The organism is Campylobacter concisus (genome assembly GCF_015229955.1).
Lineage (GTDB): Bacteria > Campylobacterota > Campylobacteria > Campylobacterales > Campylobacteraceae > Campylobacter_A > Campylobacter_A concisus_AT.
Genome location: NZ_JAAKYZ010000001.1, coordinates 667,139 through 682,451, shown reverse-complemented (window position 1 = coordinate 682,451; position 15,313 = coordinate 667,139). Strand labels below are relative to the sequence as shown.

The 15,313-nt window shown below is 36.0% G+C and carries 17 protein-coding genes; 12 read left to right on the top strand and 5 right to left on the bottom strand.

The features are described 5' to 3' along the window. From lptB to G6W45_RS03520, 5 genes are read right to left on the bottom strand one after another with little or no spacing between them, the layout of a single operon-like run. The gene (lptB, locus tag G6W45_RS03540) at window positions 1–729 is read right to left on the bottom strand and encodes an LPS export ABC transporter ATP-binding protein (RefSeq protein ID WP_103559271.1); all 729 of its coding nucleotides are present in this window, start codon (window positions 727–729) and stop codon (window positions 1–3) included. Further along, window positions 722–1,120, bottom strand: a complete 399-nt coding sequence (tsaE, locus tag G6W45_RS03535; RefSeq protein WP_194167538.1) for a tRNA (adenosine(37)-N6)-threonylcarbamoyltransferase complex ATPase subunit type 1 TsaE — start codon at window positions 1,118–1,120, stop codon at window positions 722–724. The genes lptB and tsaE overlap by 8 nt, the downstream gene beginning before the upstream one ends. Next, entirely contained in the window at window positions 1,120–1,365 is a 246-nt protein-coding gene (locus G6W45_RS03530) for an RNA-binding S4 domain-containing protein (protein ID WP_072594226.1), read from the bottom strand. Before G6W45_RS03530 ends, tsaE begins: the two co-directional genes overlap by 1 nt. Window positions 1,366–1,398: 33 nt before the next feature. Beyond that, entirely contained in the window at window positions 1,399–2,226 is an 828-nt protein-coding gene (locus G6W45_RS03525) for an alpha/beta hydrolase (protein ID WP_194167537.1), read from the bottom strand. Beyond that, window positions 2,220–4,328: a TonB-dependent receptor domain-containing protein gene (locus G6W45_RS03520; RefSeq protein ID WP_194167536.1), complete on the bottom strand. Its 2,109-nt coding sequence runs from the start codon at window positions 4,326–4,328 to the stop codon at window positions 2,220–2,222. Before G6W45_RS03520 ends, G6W45_RS03525 begins: the two co-directional genes overlap by 7 nt. 196 nt (window positions 4,329–4,524) lie before the next feature. Here G6W45_RS03520 and G6W45_RS03515 point away from each other — a divergent pair, with 196 nt between their 5' ends. Genes G6W45_RS03515 through G6W45_RS03460 form a run of 12 tightly spaced genes read left to right on the top strand, consistent with a single transcriptional unit; the run spans window position 4,525 to window position 15,311 of the window. After that, window positions 4,525–5,748, top strand: a complete 1,224-nt coding sequence (locus tag G6W45_RS03515; RefSeq protein ID WP_194167535.1) for an argininosuccinate synthase — start codon at window positions 4,525–4,527, stop codon at window positions 5,746–5,748. A 23-nt stretch (window positions 5,749–5,771) separates the two neighbouring features. After that, window positions 5,772–6,218 (top strand): 50S ribosomal protein L9, encoded by a 447-nt coding sequence (gene rplI, locus G6W45_RS03510; RefSeq protein WP_103582786.1) that lies wholly within the window; start codon window positions 5,772–5,774, stop codon window positions 6,216–6,218. After that, complete coding sequence (gene hslV / locus G6W45_RS03505; RefSeq protein ID WP_194167534.1) at window positions 6,219–6,752, top strand: ATP-dependent protease subunit HslV; 534 nt, start codon at window positions 6,219–6,221, stop codon at window positions 6,750–6,752. An 8-nt stretch (window positions 6,753–6,760) separates the two neighbouring features. Then, window positions 6,761–8,083, top strand: coding sequence for an ATP-dependent protease ATPase subunit HslU (gene hslU, locus G6W45_RS03500; protein ID WP_103588234.1), 1,323 nt, complete (start codon window positions 6,761–6,763; stop codon window positions 8,081–8,083). After that, complete coding sequence (era, locus tag G6W45_RS03495) at window positions 8,080–8,949, top strand: GTPase Era (protein ID WP_194167533.1); 870 nt, start codon at window positions 8,080–8,082, stop codon at window positions 8,947–8,949. The genes hslU and era overlap by 4 nt, the downstream gene beginning before the upstream one ends. A 59-nt stretch (window positions 8,950–9,008) precedes the next feature. Next, complete coding sequence (locus G6W45_RS03490) at window positions 9,009–10,529, top strand: C4-dicarboxylate ABC transporter (protein WP_194167532.1); 1,521 nt, start codon at window positions 9,009–9,011, stop codon at window positions 10,527–10,529. Next, window positions 10,526–11,173, top strand: coding sequence for a hypothetical protein (locus G6W45_RS03485; RefSeq protein WP_194167531.1), 648 nt, complete (start codon window positions 10,526–10,528; stop codon window positions 11,171–11,173). The genes G6W45_RS03490 and G6W45_RS03485 overlap by 4 nt, the downstream gene beginning before the upstream one ends. Further along, on the top strand, window positions 11,173–11,586 hold the full coding sequence (locus G6W45_RS03480) for a hypothetical protein (RefSeq protein WP_194167530.1): 414 nt from the start codon (window positions 11,173–11,175) through the stop codon (window positions 11,584–11,586). Before G6W45_RS03485 ends, G6W45_RS03480 begins: the two co-directional genes overlap by 1 nt. Beyond that, complete coding sequence (mshL, locus tag G6W45_RS03475) at window positions 11,564–13,084, top strand: pilus (MSHA type) biogenesis protein MshL (RefSeq protein ID WP_194167529.1); 1,521 nt, start codon at window positions 11,564–11,566, stop codon at window positions 13,082–13,084. The genes G6W45_RS03480 and mshL overlap by 23 nt, the downstream gene beginning before the upstream one ends. After that, window positions 13,077–13,904, top strand: a complete 828-nt coding sequence (locus G6W45_RS03470) for an ATP-binding protein (protein ID WP_107788518.1) — start codon at window positions 13,077–13,079, stop codon at window positions 13,902–13,904. Before mshL ends, G6W45_RS03470 begins: the two co-directional genes overlap by 8 nt. Then, the gene (locus G6W45_RS03465; protein WP_107788517.1) at window positions 13,897–14,775 is read left to right on the top strand and encodes a transformation system protein; all 879 of its coding nucleotides are present in this window, start codon (window positions 13,897–13,899) and stop codon (window positions 14,773–14,775) included. The genes G6W45_RS03470 and G6W45_RS03465 overlap by 8 nt, the downstream gene beginning before the upstream one ends. After that, a complete protein-coding gene (locus tag G6W45_RS03460) occupies window positions 14,772–15,311 on the top strand; it encodes a hypothetical protein (RefSeq protein ID WP_107788516.1) in 540 nt (179 codons plus the stop codon). The genes G6W45_RS03465 and G6W45_RS03460 overlap by 4 nt, the downstream gene beginning before the upstream one ends. The last annotated feature ends 2 nt before the right edge of the window (window positions 15,312–15,313 follow it).

Sequence of the window (15,313 nt, the reverse complement as noted above, 5' to 3'; positions counted from 1 at the left end):
CTACTCAAGCAGCTTAAATTCTTCGCCAAGATAGTGCGTTCTAACGAGCTTATTGTTTGCCACTTCGCTCGCACTGCCACTTGCTAGTAGCGAGCCATCTTTGATGACGTAGGCTCTGTCACAAATAGCTAGCGTCTCACGAACGTTGTGGTCAGTTATCAAAACGCCGATGCCTAGCTTTTTAAGGTCTCTAACGATACTTTGGATGTCGCTAACCGCGATAGGATCGACGCCTGCAAATGGCTCATCAAGAAGTAAAAATTTTGGCTTTATGATGAGACTTCTAGCGATCTCACAACGTCTACGCTCGCCACCACTTAGACTAACGCCCTTTCTTAGACGGATAGGCTCGATATTTAGCATATTTAGCATCTCATTTACTCTTTTTGCTATCTCTTCTTCGCTTTGATTTAAAATTTCAGCCCCAAGAAGTAAATTTTCTTCTACGCTTAGTTCTTTAAATATACTTGATTCTTGCGGCAAATAGCCAATACCAAGGTGTGCTCTTTTGTGAAGCGGGACGTTTGTAATCTTTTCGTCATTTAAAAAAACATCTCCGCTAGTTGGCGAGATGAGTCCGCAAATCATATAAAAAGTGGTCGTCTTTCCAGCACCATTTGGCCCAAGAAGCCCCACAACTTCGCCACTATTTACCTCTAAAGATATACCTTTTATGATCTCACTTTTTTTAATCGTCTTTTTTAGATCTTTTACTTCTAGTTTATGCACTTATAACCTCGTATTTTCTGCCATTTTTGCTAGGAGAAATTTTTACTAATGTATAGCTCTCGCCGTTTTTCTTTAGAGCTTTTTCTAAATTTTCATCGCCCCACTCTACTAGATGAAGCCCCTCTTCAAATAAATTTTCAAAAAGGCCGTTTTTTGCCATCCCGTCAAATCCGATCTGATAAATGTCGTAGTGGTAGATATCTTTACCATAAATTTGCATCAAAGAAAATGTCGGCGACGTCACGCTCTCGTCTATCCCGTGAGCCTTGATGATCGCCTTTACAAGCGTCGTTTTGCCACTTGCTAGATCGCCGCTTAGTAGCACCACGCCACTTTTTGGCAGCACCCGCACAAGTTCACCAAGCTCATTTTCTAAAAACTCAAAAACCATCAAAGCTCTTTTACATATTCGCTTTGAGCGCTTTTTGGTATGCTTTTTGTAGTTGGGATCGCTAGCACCTCGTATCTCGCCTCGCGCGTTAGAAATTTGATGCTAACCACATCGCCAACCTTAACATCTTTTGCCGCTTTTGCCTGCACGCCGTTGATGCTCACAACGCCGCTTTTGCACATATCTTCGCTAACGGCACGCCTTTTTGTGATATTTACTACGTTTAAAAATTTATCTACTCTCATGCGGCAGATTTTAACAAAAATAGCCTTAAATTTTTAATCCTTTAGATATTTTAAAAGCTCTTTTAAATTTAGAGGTATGACGCTACCATGGGTTTCGTTTTTATAAAACTCAAAGTGAGAATTTATGCCACTTTGCTTTAAAATTTGGGCTAGATCGCTCGCCTTTAAAGTGCCAGCTTTGTCCGTTTTGCCCTTTCTCTTTTCAAGCTCGCCAACGCTAAGAAAGACAAATTTAGCCTTTAGTTTCTCTTTAAATTTACCCTCACTCACATTTTGCTTTAAAATTTCAGACTCGCCCCACCAAAGAGATGGCGAAGCGATAAAGAAATTTGAAAATACACCCTCATTTTTAAGCAAGGCATAAAGTGTAAAAAGCCCGCCAAAAGAGTGTCCATAAAGGCTCTTTTGGCTACCTTGCACGTTAAATTTCTCATCTATTAGCGGGACTAAATTTTTAGTTAAAAAGTGGTAAAACGCATCAGCGCCACCACCCTTGCTAAATTCCTCACCCTCTGCCATTGGCGTGAGATCTCTTGTGCGTTTTTCTACCTCATAGCTTTTGTTGCTATCATATCCTATGCCTATTATTAGCGGTGCGGAAGAGCCCTCAAATTCATTTAAGAGCATGTTAAACTGGGCATTTGCATCAAGCAAGAAAAGCACATTTTTAAACTCACTTTGTCCCTTTAGCTTGGCTGTGAAAATTTTATAAATTTCATCATTTGCGCTCATTTTAAAGGTTGAAATTTCAAATTTACTAGCAGCTTTTTGACTTAGTGGCTCAGGCGTTTGGCTAGGCCCTGCGTGCAAAGTCTGTACCACGCCAAGCGTAAAAAGTAAAAATTTAAACGCTCTTACCATTTTGCAGCGACCTTAAACCAAAATCTCCTACCCTCTTGCGGATAAAAGTAGTATGTATCTCCAACAAGCGCCTCATCGTATCTTACCTTATCAAAGATGTTGTAGGCATTTAGGCTAAGAGTCAGATGCTTGTTTGCGTCCCAGCTTATGCCTGTATCGAAGGTGAGTAGGTCTTTTGTGTTCTCCCTTACGCTATTGCCAGCACCAAAATTTACGCTTGTTAGCTTGCTCTCGTAGTTTGCGCCAAAAAATGTCTTAACGCTTTTTATAGGCTTATATGTAAGCGTAGCGTGAAGTGTGTGCTCTGGCGTTGCTGTTAGGCTTTTGCCATCAAGTCTGTTAAGCCCAGTTTGGCTAAATTTCATAGGGCCATTTGGCGTGTTTATCGTTGGGTTGCCAGTTTTTATCTTTGACTTATTATAGGTGTAGTTTGAGCTTAAATTTAAATTAGAAAGGATGTCATAATCGCCACTTAGCTCCACGCCCCAAACGGTCGCACCCTCAATGTTAAAGTAAGTTCCCCAACCAGGGCAACCCATACTTGGCGCACCTGTGCAAGTGCCAAAGGCTGGAATTCCATTTACTCTTTTACTGCCATCAGTGTCTAGGATCTTATCTTTAAATTCATTTCTAAAAAGCGTTACCGAGCTTCTAAAATCAGCCTGATTGTCATAATATGCACCAACTTCGTAAGTTATACTTTTTTCTGGCTTTAGATCTTTGTTTCCAAAATCAACTATTCTCCAAGCATTTTGAATAGTGCCTACTTCTGGGGAGATTTGATTGACATTTGGCGTTTTATAGCCAGTTGCTACGCCGCCTTTTAAGCTTAGCGTATCTGTAGCGTTATAGACTAGATAGGCTCTTGGCGATAGGTGGTTGCCAAAGAATTCGTTGTGCGTGAGTCTTGAACCAAGCGTCAAAAATAGCTTCTCGTCTAAAATTTGCCACTCATCCTCGATAAATCCTGCATGCTCGCTCATTGAGTAGCTTTTTGGATTTCTAAGACCATTCCTTGAGATGTTTGAGACAATGAAGGTCGTGCCGACATTTTGCTTGCTAAAGTCATAGCCAAAAGTTAGAGTGTGAGCGCCAAAAAAGGTTGTAAATTTAGAGTTGAAGTTGTGATTTTTAGCTTTTGCGGGTATGAGGCTGTCAAAAAGGCTCGTTCTTTGTGTCTCATCATAAATGTAGCTAAGATCGGCATTTAGATTATCAAATTCGCCAAGATAGCCCACACCATAGCTCTTTTTCTCATAGTCATAGGCGTTTAAAGCTTTTTTTCTTATGTCTGGATCGGCTGACTTACCAATGGTACGTGAGTAATCATGCCTTTCGTTTGAGCCAAGGATGTAAAATTTATTATGTTCATCTGGCGTGATCCAAAGTTTTGCACTTAAATTTCTCTTATCGCTCTTTTGATAACCACCAATGTAGCCATCTTCATCTCTTAGCTTTTTATAGCCCCAAAGCTGAAGCGCAAAAAGGTCTTTATAAAGAGGTAAATTTAGATAAAAGTCGCCTTGCCTGCCATCTCCTATGCCTTTGTGAGTGTTTATCGTGGTTGAGATGCCGACATTGCCACTAAATTTTGAAAAATCCTTTTTGGTAATGATATTTATCACACCTCCAACTGCGTCGCTACCATAAAGCGAGCTCATAGGACCACGGATGACCTCTATACGCTCGATCGCCTCAGCTGGCGGGATGAAATTTGAGTTCATATCCCCTGCTCCGCCCTTTGGATTTGCGCTGCTTGAATTTACTCTTTTACCATCAATTAAAACTAGCGTTTGAGACTTCTCCATGCCACGTATCGAGATGCCACTAGCTGCTCCGTCTTCGCCACCAACGACATTTACACCTGGCACCTTTTGAGCGATTGAGTGAAGCGAAGTAAAGCTATCTTTTGTAAGCTCATCGCCACTTATCACACTTATGCTCGCAGGAGCCTCTTTGATCTGCTGCGAAAAGCCACTCGCACTTACTACAACACCATCAAGTCTTGTTTCGTTATTGTCTTTATGCTCTGCTCCAAAGAGCGAATTTGCCACGCAAGCGCTAAGGCAGATGGCAATAAATTTTGTTTTTCTCACGACCATCCTTTTAAAAATTTAATTTAAAAAAGTTTGAAATTTAACAAAGTATCTTTTAAAACAATATTAATTATCATAATTTTAAATAGTAATCTTTTTTATAAAATTTTCTAAGAAAAAACTTACATTATTTATTAAATTAGTTTATTAAAAATTAATCAATTTAGGCTAAAATACGACCATTTTAACAAAAGGAAGAGCTATGAAAAAAGACGTAAAAAAAGTGGTTTTAGCATACTCTGGCGGACTTGACACAAGTATCATTTTAAAATGGCTTCAAGATGAATATAACTGCGAAGTAGTCACATTTACAGCTGACATCGGACAAGGCGAGGAGCTAGAGCCTGCACGCAAAAAAGCCTTAGCACTTGGTGTAAAGCCTGAAAATATTTTTATAGAAGATTTAAGAGAAGAATTTGTACGTGATTATGTATTTCCAATGTTTAGAGCAAATGCAGTCTACGAGGGCGAGTATCTGCTTGGCACTTCGATAGCGCGCCCACTAATAGCAAAACGCCAAAGTGAGATCGCAAGACTTGTTGGTGCTGATGGTGTGAGCCACGGAGCAACAGGCAAAGGCAACGACCAAGTTCGCTTTGAGCTTGGATACTACGCGCTTGGCGACAACCTAACTATTATAGCTCCATGGCGCGAGTGGGATCTAAATAGTCGTGAAAAACTTTTGGCATACGCTGAGAAAAACGGCATAGATATCACTAAAAAACCAGGCAAAAGCCCATACTCAATGGACGCAAATTTACTTCACATAAGCTACGAAGGTCTAGTGCTTGAAGACCCAAGCCACGCACCAGAAGATGATATGTGGAGATGGAGTGTTAGCCCAAAAGATGCTCCAGATAAGAGCGAGATCATCGAGATCGGCTATGAAAAAGGTGATCCAGTGAGCATAAATGGTAAAAAAATGAGCCCAGCTGAAATTTTAACCGAGCTAAACCGCCTTGGCGCAAAACACGGTATAGGCAGACTTGACATCGTAGAGAACCGCTCTGTTGGTATGAAGAGTCGCGGATGCTACGAAACTCCTGGTGGCACGATAATGCTAAAAGCTCATAGAGCGATCGAGAGCATCACGCTTGACCGCGGCGCAGCTCACTTAAAAGATGAAATCATGCCAAAATACGCCGAGCTAATTTATAATGGCTACTGGTGGTCACCTGAGCGAAATATGCTTCAAGCTCTCATCGACAAGAGTCAAGAGCACGTAAATGGCTCAGTTAAAGTTGAGCTTTATAAAGGCAATGTGACTATCCTTGGCAGAAGCAGTAAAAATGATAATCTATTTAGCGAGGCATACTGCACATTTGAAGAAGATAGCGTTTATGATCAAAAAGATGCAGCTGGATTTATCAAACTAAACGCGCTTCGCTTCATCATCGCACGCAAAAATGGGCGAAAATTTGACTAAAAATAAAATTTAAAAGGAAAAAAATGAAAGTATTATTAATAAAAGATGTAAAAGGACTTGGCAAAGCTGGCGAGATAAAAGAGGTAAAAGACGGCTATGGCAACAACTTCTTAATTGGCAAAGGCTTTGCAAAAGCAGCTACTCCAGACGTTCTTCGCCAATATGAAGCAGCCCAAAAAAGAAAGGCTGAAGAGCTAAAATACGAGATCGCAAATTTAGAAAAACTTAAAGAAGAGCTTGAAAAAGTGACAGTTGTCATCAAGAAAACTCTTGGTGCAAATGGCTCACTTTTTGGCTCAGTTTCAAAAGAAGAGATCGCAGCAGAGCTTGAAAAAACGCATCATTTAGTTGTCGAGAAAAAAGCGATTGACATGGACACTCACCTAAAAGCAGTCGGCCTTTATGACGTTCATGTAAAGCTTGGACACTCGATAAATGCAAGCTTGAAGGTTGACGTGCAAGGAGAGTAGATGTTTCATGCGACAACCATCTTAGCCTACAAAGGCAAAAGCAAATCAGTCATCGGCGGCGACGGACAGGTGAGCTTTGGTAATACCGTCTTAAAAGGCAATGCCGTAAAAATTCGTAGAATTCATAACGGCAAAGTCCTAGCTGGCTTTGCTGGCAGCACTGCTGATGCGTTTAACCTATTTGATATGTTTGAGAAAAATTTGGAACATACAAAGGGCGATTTGCTAAAAGCGGTGATAGAATTTAGCAAAGAGTGGCGCAAAGACAAGTATCTAAGAAAGCTTGAAGCGATGATGCTTGTGCTTGATAGGGATAAAATTTTCTTACTTAGTGGTACTGGGGATGTTGTAGAGCCAGAAGATGGCAAGATAGCAGCTATCGGAAGCGGCGGCAACTACGCCCTTTCAGCGGCACGTGCCTTAGATAAATTTGCCGATATTGACGAAGAGGAGCTAGTCAAAGAGAGCCTCAAGATCGCTGGCGAAATTTGCATCTATACAAATACAAACATCAAAACTTATGTTTTGGAATAAGAGAGAAAATGAACTTAACACCAAGAGAAATTGTTAAATTTTTAGATGACTATGTGATCGGTCAAAAGGACGCCAAAAAGATCATAGCGATCGCGCTTCGCAACCGCTACCGCCGCATGAAGCTTGAAAAAAGCCTGCAAGATGACATCATGCCAAAAAACATTTTGATGATCGGCTCAACTGGCGTTGGTAAAACTGAGATCGCAAGGCGTCTTTCAAAGATGATGGGGCTGCCATTTATCAAGGTTGAGGCTAGCAAATATACTGAGGTTGGCTTTGTTGGCCGTGATGTTGAGAGTATGGTAAGAGACCTTGCTATGGCATCATATAATCTCGTAAAAAACGAGCAAAGCGAGAAAAACCAAGACAAAATCAACGCCTACATCGAAGAAAAGATTGTCTCAAAGCTACTTCCACCACTTCCAAAAGGTGCTAGCGAAGAGAAGCAAGCAGAGTACGCTAAGAGCTATGAAAAGATGCTAAATAGGCTAAGAAACGGCGAGCTTGACGAGCTAAGTATCGAGATCGAGGTACAGCAAAACCCGCTTGAAGCTGGCTCAAACGTGCCACCTGACATGGCGCAGATGCAAGAGAGCTTTATAAAGATAATTGGCATCGGTGGCAAAAATATCAAAAAAGAGATGAAGGTAAAAGACGCTAAAAAAGCTCTTCAAAGCGAAGCAAATGATAAAATTTTAGACCTTGAGAGCATAAAAACTGAGGCTTTAAGAAGAGCTGAAAACGAAGGTATCATCTTTATAGACGAGATCGATAAAGTGGCCGTTGGCTCAGGTAGCTCAAACAGGCAAGATCCTAGTAAAGAAGGCGTACAAAGAGATTTACTACCGATCGTTGAGGGCTCAAATGTAAATACTAAATTTGGAAATTTAAAGACAGATCACATTTTGTTTATTGCTGCTGGTGCCTTTCATATAAGCAAACCAAGCGATCTCATCCCTGAGCTTCAAGGCCGTTTTCCACTAAGAGTTGAGCTTGATAGCCTTGATGAAGACGCGCTTTATCAAATTTTAACTCAGCCAAAAAATTCGCTTTTAAAGCAATACATCGCACTTCTTTCAACTGAAAATGTCGAGCTAGAATTTGACGATGAAGCGATAAAAGAGATAGCTAGGATCGCTCACGCAGCAAATGAAAAGATGGAAGACATCGGTGCTAGACGCCTTCATACGGTAATCGAGCGCGTGATAGAAGATATTAGCTTTGAGGCTAGCGAAAAGAGCGGCGAGAAGATAAATGTGACAAAAGAGCTTGTAAAAGAGCGCCTAAAAGACGTGGTCGAGGATCAAGACCTAGCGAGGTATATACTTTGAAATCAGGCTTTGTTAGCATCATAGGACGCACAAATGCTGGCAAAAGCTCGTTTTTAAATGCCTTATTGAACGAAAAGATCGCCATCGTCTCGCATAAACAAAATGCAACTCGCAGAAAGATAAATGGCATAGTTATGAACGGCGAAGATCAAATCATCTTCACCGACACGCCAGGACTTCATGAAAGCAACAAAGCGATAAATCAACTGCTAATTAGCCAAGCGATAAAATCGATGGGAGACTGCGATCTCATCGTATTTTTAGCGCCTATCCATGATGACACAAGTGACTACGAGAAATTTTTAGCCCTAAATCCTGAAAAACCACACATCTTAGTGCTAACAAAAGTCGATGAGAGCTCAAATGCGAAAGTCTTAGAAAAGATCACCCAATATCAAAAATTTCAAGATAAATTTGCAGCTTTGCTTACTTTTAGCACCAAGCAGCCAACCTATAAAAAGCCGCTTCTTGATGAGATTTGCAAGCTTTTGCCAGAGCATGAGTACTTTTACGATCCGGAATTTCTTACTTCAACAAATGAAAAAGAAATTTTTAGGGAATTTATACTAGAAGCGATATATGAAAATTTAAGCGATGAGATCCCATATCTTAGCGATGCAATCATAAAAAGTGTAAAAGAAAAACCTGGCATAACTGAAATTTTTGCAAGTATCATCACTGAGCGTGATATTCATAAGAGTATGATCATCGGTAAAAATGGTGAAACGATAAAACGAATAGGAATTTTTGCAAGAAAGTTAATACAAAATTTAACCGGATCAAAGGTCTTTTTGAAACTCGATGTAATCGTTAAAAAAGGCTGGAGTAAAGAAGAAAAGAGCCTTAATAAAATAATTGGTTATTGATTTTTTATTTTAAAAATATTAAAATACGGCCCAATTAGAGCATTATGAGGTAAATTTTTATGTTAAAGCTTAGAAAGATTAACGATAATCCAATCGTTACTCTAGATCCTTATGAATATGAAGGTTTTAGATTTTCTAATAGCAATGTCGATACGCTAAGTCTTTCAAAGAATATTCTAAAGCGAGACTTTTTTATATCTTATATCGAATACAAAGATATAATAACAGCTACCATAAATATATCAAGAACAATAGATGATGAGGATATTGAAAACAATATCTCGATCAAAATTTACGAAGAACTCTCTCTTGATCCTGCGATTGACTATAAAATAGTTTATTTTGAAAGCAATGTTGAAAAAGAAGACAGAATTTTTAATGTTTTTATTGCTACAAACGAAACGATAAATAAAATTTTTAAAAATATTTCTAAAAGAGTACCTTTTATAGATTATGTCGTTGTAGAGCCGCTTTTATATAGTGCTATATATAAAAAAGGCTTACTTCCTAGCACTCAGAGTGATTGTTTTTTGACATTTAGGGCCGATGAAGCATTTATAAGCATTTATGTAAATGGGGAATACCTTACATCAAGAGGTTTAAGATACACACTAAATTATCTAAAAGATAAATTTATAGAGCAAAGCGGCGAAAGAGTAAGCCTAGAAAGCTTTTTAGACATCCTAAAGACAAGAGGACTTTTAGATAGCAATGAAGAAGGCTTTAGCTACGATCTAAATACTGTTTTTGAGGACTATATATTTTACGTAAATGACACGATAAATGTTGTTAATAGAATCTATAGCATAAATATAAAAAATATCTATATTGACTGCGACTATAAAATAGAGCGTTTTGAGAAATTCATAAATACAAAGCTTGGCACAAATGCTACGAAATTAAATACAAGCACTGTAATAAATTCTAAAAATTTAGCCATTAGCGAACGATATAACATGATGGCTTTGTATGCAAATTTTTATAAAAAAGAGGCCTTTAATGCTGATTTTAACTTCTCAAATTTGCTTAGGCCTGATCCGTTTACAAGAAGAAAAAGCGGTAAATTTATACTGACATGTGCCGCTGCTTTTTGCCTAAGCATGTCCTATCCTCTTTATAATTATATAGCTGGTAGTATTTTAGAGGCAGATTCGCAAAGGCTGAGCGATGAGCTTGATGTGCTTAATGCACAAGCAGCACAAATAAGAAGTACTCTTGAAAGACTAAAAAAAGAGCAAAATGATATAAAAGGATTAACTGACAAAGAGGAAGAGAAGTTAAATTTTAGAAAATGGTTGCTTCAAGAAATTGAAAACAAAAAAGATCATTACGTAATGAAAGGTTTAAATCTTTTTGAAATTACCGATATGATAAACAACAATAGCGTTTTTATAACAAATATTAAAAATAACGATAAAAATTTAACAGTAACTGTTGTTAGTGATAATGAAAAAAGGATTACGCAGCTAATAAAAGATATTAGCAAGATGCCTAAATATTCAGTAAATACAAAAAAAATTAAAGAAGATAGGCAAAACAACGAGTATGAAAGCAATATAAGTATAGAGATTAGACAATGAGACAAGATGTTTTAAGTAAAATAGATAAGTATTTTGACGCAAAAAAACAAAGTGAAACAAATATAATTTTTTTGGGTTCAGCTTTAATTATTATTTATATTGTTTATATGCTTTGCTTTGATCCGTCGCAAGATTTTTATGATGAAAGACTTAATTCGCATACTAAAATTAGCAATGACCTTTCAAGAACAAGAGATTATTTAAGATCGACCAGCTCACCTAGTGGGGATAAAAATTTTAAAATAAATGAAGAGTCAAAAATACTTGAAACGCTTAAAGGCAAATACTCTAGTGTTTTAAAATTTAATGCTCTTTTTGATTCAAAGCTAAAAGAACTATCATTTTTATTATTTAACGATCAAAATTGGGCAAATTTTTTAGACAACATCGTATCTTTAGCAAAGCAAAATAATATAAAAATTTTAGAGTTAAAAAGCGATATAAAAGAGCCAAATTTCCAAAAGATTGAGCAAATTTTAAATATTGACTTGACATTTTTGGGAGGTTTTAAAGATATGCTTTCATATATAAATGGCCTTGAAGAATCGAAGCTAGTAGTTGATCTTCATAAAATGGATGTAAATTCTACCCAAAAAGAGCTTGGCGCTAAGATATCAATATCTGTTTGGGGGATGAAATACTAATGAAAATAAAAATTTTATTGGCTTTTTTATTTTTAAATATTGCTTTTGCTAATCAGCTTCAAGAGGAAATGAACTCTTATGATAAAATTTTTGAAAAAATAAAGGAAAAAAGAAGCGGTCTTAGCGATATTGAGCTTTCTAGTATAAAAAATCCTTTTAAACAAGAACCTATCAAGACGATAACAGATCAAAATTTATCAATTATCACTCAAGCTTCAAAAGGGCTTAGTTTAAAAGCAATTTTATTAAACAAAGCAAATATTGATTCCAAGTGGTATGCTGTCGGTGATATTGTTGATGGTTACAAAATAGCCAACATTACTAGAAATAGTGTTTTTTTAGTAAAAGGCGATGAAAAACAAGAGCTAATTTTAAAAAATGGAAGTAAAAATGTTGAGATTAAGATTAAGTAAAATATTAATAATGGGTGTACTCATTTGCTTGAATATGAATTATGCTAGTGCCAATGAAAGTAGTTGTTTAAGCAAGAATTTTAATATGAAAATTTCAGATGATGTTACGCTAGTAGATGTATTAAATCAGCTTTCAGAGATGTGTAACTTTAGTATTGTTGCAAAGGACACTTATAGTAAAACAGAGCTAAAAGATAAAGTTTTTGGTGTTAATATCAGAAATATGAGTCTTAGCGAAGTTTTCGACCTACTTTTAAGTGAGAAAAATTTAAGCTACGAGTTTTCAAATAATGTATTAAAAATTTCATCTTTAAAAACTCAAATTTTTAAACTAGATTATATAACCTCTATTAGAGAAGGAACTGCTGTCACCCAAGCTTCGGTGGATGCCACTCCATCTGAAATTTCTAGTGGTTCAAGTAGTAGCGATAATTCCCAAGATGATAGTTCCCAAGGCTCAAGCAACCTTATAAAAACTACTGAAAGGTTTGACTTTTGGGAAAAACTAGATGCTGAGCTCAAAGCTATTTTAAATAATAGTAGCGAACATATCACAGCACCTGATCCTATCATAAATCAAAATGCTGGACTTATCACTGTTACGGCCACTCCTTCTCAACTTAAGCGTGTCGAGAAATATATAGATGAAATGCAAAAAAGACTAAAAAAACAAGTAATTATTGATGTTTCTATTATCTCAGTTGAGTTAAATAATGAATACAAACAAGGCGTTGATTGGAGTAAATTTGAACTTGGATTTAATACATACATTGGTAATTCAAGAAACAATCCGAGCTCAAGTGCAACTTGGACAAATAAAGGCAATAGCCTAAGCGATGGATTTGGACGTACATTAAATATCGCAGCTAATTTAAATTTTAGCCTTGATGGAATGATAAATTTTCTTGAAACAAATGGAAAGACAAAGGTTATATCAAGTCCAAAAGTAACAACACTTAATAATCAGCAAGCGCTAATCTCAGTTGGTGATAACATAAACTACCGTGTTCAACAAAAGACTGACAATGGAAACAGCAATAGCGATAGGTTGACAACCACTTACAAACAATACTCTGTTTTTATAGGCATATTATTAAATTTACTACCAGAAGTCTCTGATAATAATAAAATCATGCTTCGAATCAATCCATCGCTTAGTAACTTTAAATACGCTGAAGACGACACAAGACAAAATGCGTTAAGAGAGATTGCTCCAGATACAGTGCAAAAGAAGCTTTCAACCGTTGTTCAAGTTGATAGCGGTGATACTATTATTCTTGGTGGATTAATAGGCCAGACAAAGGGTAAAAATAATACTTCTGTGCCTCTTCTTTCTGACATCCCACTTATAGGTGGCGTCTTTAAAAGTACAAGAGACAATATAAAAACAACAGAGCTTATCTTTGTCATCACTCCTCATGTAGTTGATTTTGACAAAAAAAAGCCACTTAATCAATCATTAAAAGACTTAGGTTTTTCTAAAACGATCTATGAATAATAAGAATATTTATACAGATATAAAAGATATCTTTATCAACGAAGACGAAGTAGCTGATTTTGTTAATCTAGATAACTCAATCACTTGTTACAATAAGATCGTCTCGGCTCTAAAAAAGCCATTAAAGCTTATACTTTTTTATGGCAAGCCTGGCAGTGGAAAGACTTTTTTGTTAAACAAGATAGCCTCTGATCTTCAAAAGGATAAAAAATTAATTTTTTTCCCGCATCCTTTTTTTAGCGAGGCTACATTTATAGAAGCTCTTTGTGAAGATATATACGGAAATAAACTTGATAATATAAATAATTTTGAAAGTTTTGTCGCACACTACTCAAAAGAATTTAAAAATAAAGATGAAATTTTACAAAACCAAATAGTTGTCATCTTGGATGAAGCGCAACTTTATCCTACTGAATTGATCGAAAAAATAAGGCTGATGGCCGATACAAGATTATTTAAATTTCTATTTACGATTCATAAAACTGAAAATGAAGATGTGTTAGCAAAAGACTATTTTCAAACTAGAATTTGGGAGAGTATAGAGCTTGGAAGTGCAAACACGAATGAAATCATAGTCTATTTGCAAAGAAAAATAGGACAAAAAGGCTACGATAAATACCTAAATTTTCATAAAAAAGACTATGACAAAGCCTATGAGCTTTGTTGCGGAAATCTACGCACACTAAATAAAATTATGTATAAATTTTATGAAATTTGTGAATATTACGAACAAAACCAGCCATCAAAATTAAGTAGCGAGGACGCAAATATTAAAATTTTAACAATGTCTGCACTTGATACAGGAATAATTCATGCTTGAATTACAAGAAATTCAAAGGTTAGAAAAGCTCTATGAAGAGTACGAAAAAAAGAATAAAAATAGCTTTTTAAAATTGTTATCACATAAAAAGCTAGGCCTTTTAATAATTATGATCTTGCTAATCGCTTTTATTTTTGGTGCTTTTTTATTTTTCTCAAATGCTAAAAACAAAAAAGAGACAACCAATACTCCAACTTTAGTTGAGAAAAATTTGACGATACAAAAAGATATAAAAGAAAAGAACACAACCTTTACTGAAACTAATGTCAGTAAAAATATTTTAGAAGATGGCAAACAAAAAAGTGAGCAGGCAAAAGAGAGATTTGAATCAGATAAAAAACAAGATGAGCTCGCTGAGAAAATAGCTAAAAAGCTAGAACAATCCATAAAGCTAAATGAAGATAATAAAGAGCAGGCATCAGATAAAAAACAAAGAAATGGTGGCGGTTGGCTAAAGCTAAATTTACCAACTGAAAATGAAAATATACAAAATGGGCAGCCTCTACCAAATGAAGAGATAATAGAATTAGAACCAAAGACAAAGCCAAAAATTGATATTCAAATTTCAAGTGAAAATAATGAAATTTCTATGCTAAAAGAAGATTTTAATAAAAATAAAAATCCAGAAATCGCCCTTAAAATAGCAAGAAAATGCTATCAAGATAAAAGATACAGTGACACTATAAAATGGGCACTATCGGCAAATAATTTAGATAGTAGCATTGAGGAGTCTTGGGTTATGTTTGCTAAGGCAAAATATATGCTAAAACAAAAAGATGACGCATTGCGTGCATTAGAAGAATATAATAAAAATAAAAATAAGCTAGAAATAAATGAGCTAATAAATAAGATAAAAAGTGATACGTTGTGAAATTTTTGCTTGTTATATTTTTATCATTAAATGCCTTTGCGCTTGGGGCGGCTGATATTAAAAGTTATTTTGAAAAAGCTGAATATTCTAAAATTTGTAATCAAAAAATACAAGATCTTTTAAAAGATTCACAAAATGAAGAATTTCTTAATATCTTTGGCATATCTTGTTTAAAAACAAATGATATAGATAGGCTTGCTCTTCCAGCAAGCAAACTATCAAAAACACAAAGTTCAAGAGAGAATGCAGCATATTTTGCTGATATATTGCTTAAAAAAAAGCTATTGCTTCATGCTATCTTGGATGGGGCTGATATAAGCTATATTAGGCTTCCAAAGAGCGATTATATTCTTTCATTTATATTTGATAAATTTGTCAAAAAAGAATACATTGAGGAGCTTGGTGTATTCATTTTTGAAGAGCCAAATTCAGATACAAGATATGAGCTTAGTGCAATCGTTGGCTCAAATTTTGCAAAAATGATTTTAAAAATTTTTAAAAATGACGATCTTACTTCGCAGATTGAGTATAGATAAAG